This is a genomic window from Anabaena azotica FACHB-119 (assembly GCF_014697625.1).
Taxonomy (GTDB): domain Bacteria; phylum Cyanobacteriota; class Cyanobacteriia; order Cyanobacteriales; family Nostocaceae; genus Trichormus; species Trichormus azoticus_A.
On the sequence record NZ_JACJSG010000120.1, the window covers coordinates 1 to 2,423 of the forward strand.

3 protein-coding genes and 1 pseudogene are annotated in these 2,423 nt (G+C 43.7%); 2 read left to right on the forward strand and 2 right to left on the reverse strand.

Translation table 11 applies throughout. From position 1 onward, the window contains the following. Positions 1-451: 451 nt before the first annotated feature. Both H6G83_RS36485 and H6G83_RS34740 read left to right on the forward strand, forming a co-directional pair. Positions 452-610, forward strand: a pseudogene (locus H6G83_RS36485) (DUF6888 family protein); the annotation flags it as partial. After that, positions 607-792 carry a DUF6887 family protein gene (locus H6G83_RS34740; RefSeq protein WP_190480728.1) on the forward strand — a complete coding sequence of 62 codons (186 nt, stop codon included), beginning with the start codon at positions 607-609 and terminating at the stop codon, positions 790-792. The pseudogene H6G83_RS36485 and the gene H6G83_RS34740, both read left to right, overlap by 4 nt. Before the next feature lie 58 nt (positions 793-850). On the opposite strand, the gene H6G83_RS34745 is transcribed toward H6G83_RS34740, so the two are convergent. Next, a complete protein-coding gene (locus H6G83_RS34745) occupies positions 851-1,633 on the reverse strand; it encodes a hypothetical protein (RefSeq protein WP_190480731.1) in 783 nt (260 codons plus the stop codon). A 105-nt stretch (positions 1,634-1,738) separates the two neighbouring features. Next, complete coding sequence (locus tag H6G83_RS34750) at positions 1,739-2,017, reverse strand: helix-turn-helix domain-containing protein (RefSeq protein WP_313937850.1); 279 nt, start codon at positions 2,015-2,017, stop codon at positions 1,739-1,741. Positions 2,018-2,423: the final 406 nt, after the last annotated feature.

Here is a 2,423-nt window from a genome sequence, read left to right on the forward strand (position 1 = left end):
CTGGGTGATGGACAAGTGCAGCAGCGCGATAGGCTTTCTTGAGATCCACCATTGTGAATGGCGTTTGCAGTTGGAGAAGTGTTAGGGCTTGGGTGAATGTGATTTTCATGATTATCGTTTGATAATTCGGTCGCTGATATGCAAGAGCGCAATTGCGAATTGTTTTGGTCAAGCGGGATGAAGAATTACAAATCCCTAAGTTAATCTCGAACAACAAATTTAAGCTTGGTGTACAATAATCGAATTGTTGTAGTAAGATGCTTAGTTTATGAATACTAGCAGTCGTCCGAATTTCTCTTAATTAATTCGGGCGAGTTTCTTGTAATCAAAAGCTTTGGCGCTAAGAGCTACTAAGTATTTCCAGTGAAGGGCGATCGCACTAATTAGGGAAAAAGCTGTAATGTGTAACATAGAGTAATTACCTCACAAGTAATGGAACCCACGCTCCTTACAATTGAGAGAAAGCTACAGGGTTTGTAGCGAATTAACAAATATGTTTCTGTCTGTACATCTAATCCGATTAGACAGAAGAACAGCAGAGGTGTACATTTTGGCTGGTGATGGGCTACAAGTTTTAATACGCCCCAATGGTCAGGTAAGGTATTTATGAGCAAACCAAACTTTTCGCAGATGTCACAGCAAGAACTGCAAGAATACATACTGTCGCATCGCTCTGATGAAGACGCAGTACATGAAGCAGTGTTACGTATTCAAAGCCAAGGAACTACAGTTAGTTCCGAAGAGTTTATTGACATTGTTAAACAAAGAACTGGTAAGCGATCGCAACAATAACTGATACTTGAATACTGGTTTCCTCATGTACTTTGCTCCAATTTGAAATATAGTGGTATCACCCACCAGCTACTCCCCAAGGCCATCGCCGGGGATCTGGATGATGCGCGTCGAAAAAGATAAACAGGTTTTCCTCCCAGTCGAGATGTAAGCACAAATGGATTTCGTCGGGGTCAATCCGGTAGGCGTGTTGCCCCTCCCAGTAGTTATCGCCAGTTCGCACCCACTGGTGACTTTCGGCGTAGATTTCAGCGCGGCAAGTCTGGGCTGCTGCCTCTCGCACTGCTAGGGCGGTGGTAGGAATCTTCCGCTCGTCCTGGCCAACTGAGAACAGGTTGTACGCCTGGGGTATTTCCACCAACTCAAGAAAATACTCAACCACCCCTGGAACAGCATTTTGAAGTGAAGCGCGATCGCTTTCCATCAGCAACAGCTGATCATCAGCTACCGGGTGGGAGAATAGGCGATCGCGGAAAGCCACATGGCGCTGGCTAACTCCAGAAATGCTCATGTCTTGCTGTATTGCGTGGATGTTGTCGCAGATTTTGCGGAACAGGAATAAAAAATCAAAGGCTTCTTGTTCTGTTAAGCAGCCTTCTATCCGCCAATTTGCTGGGTTGGACTTGAAGCGACGGATGATTTTTTCGGTCTGTAAGTCAATGTTACCCGCTTGGGCAAGGTCGGGGTAAATGCTTTTGTCTCGCAGCAATGACGGGTAGGTGAATTTGTGGTGCTGGGCGTATTTGAAGTGCAGACAATCGACCAGCAGCGCAGATAAGCCCTCTGGGGTGAATAATTCGGGGTTGTCTTGAAGCAGTTTTTCAAATGGTAAGCTAGACATGGCTATACCTTTCCTTAAGTGGTGGCGTAGTTGCGGCGATCGCTGACTTTGGACGGTGGGCGATCGCTATCATTTATGATGTTTCTAAGGCATTTGATTGAGAAATTACTGTTTTTCCTCCTCAGCCTCATCTACATCGTTATCATCAAAAGCCACATTGAAACTAACGCCTAAAGCGGCTTCTATTCTTCTCAAAGTTGTTAAAGGCAATACTTTCATCTCTTCATTCTCTATTGAGTACCAGTTAGGAACACTCATTCCAGCTAAATCTGCTAATTCTGCCAGTGTGCGTCTATCAATTTTTCTGGCACGTCGGATCATTTCTCCTAAACCGGGGATTTCTTTCTGAATACGTTTCTCAACCTTCATCAAGCATGAACTCACACTAAACCACCTCCTTTATTTAACCCTCGGTTTTACATTTATATCTATAAAGTAGCACTTGCTATTCTTATAGTCAAACTTTTATTTATTAAACAAGACTTGAAAATTTTAAAGTCTTACTTTATATTAAAGGTAAGGGCAAAGGAACAGCAAACCGCCTGCACCAGAACGCAATCAAGAGTTTGCAATCAGTTAATTAGAGTACGTAACCACAAAACATAGTCCAGAGACATGATCGCGGGGTATAGCACAAGGTGGTAGCACAAGCTATTGACTGGGTAAAGTCCCTGTAGCGGGACTTAAACAAAACTAGAGAGCAAAAAGGGGTATAATGTTTAACTAGCATAGGTTTCACGTTAAAAAAAGCTCATGAAAGAAACCACCCCCGCAGCCATGCCTCCATGTT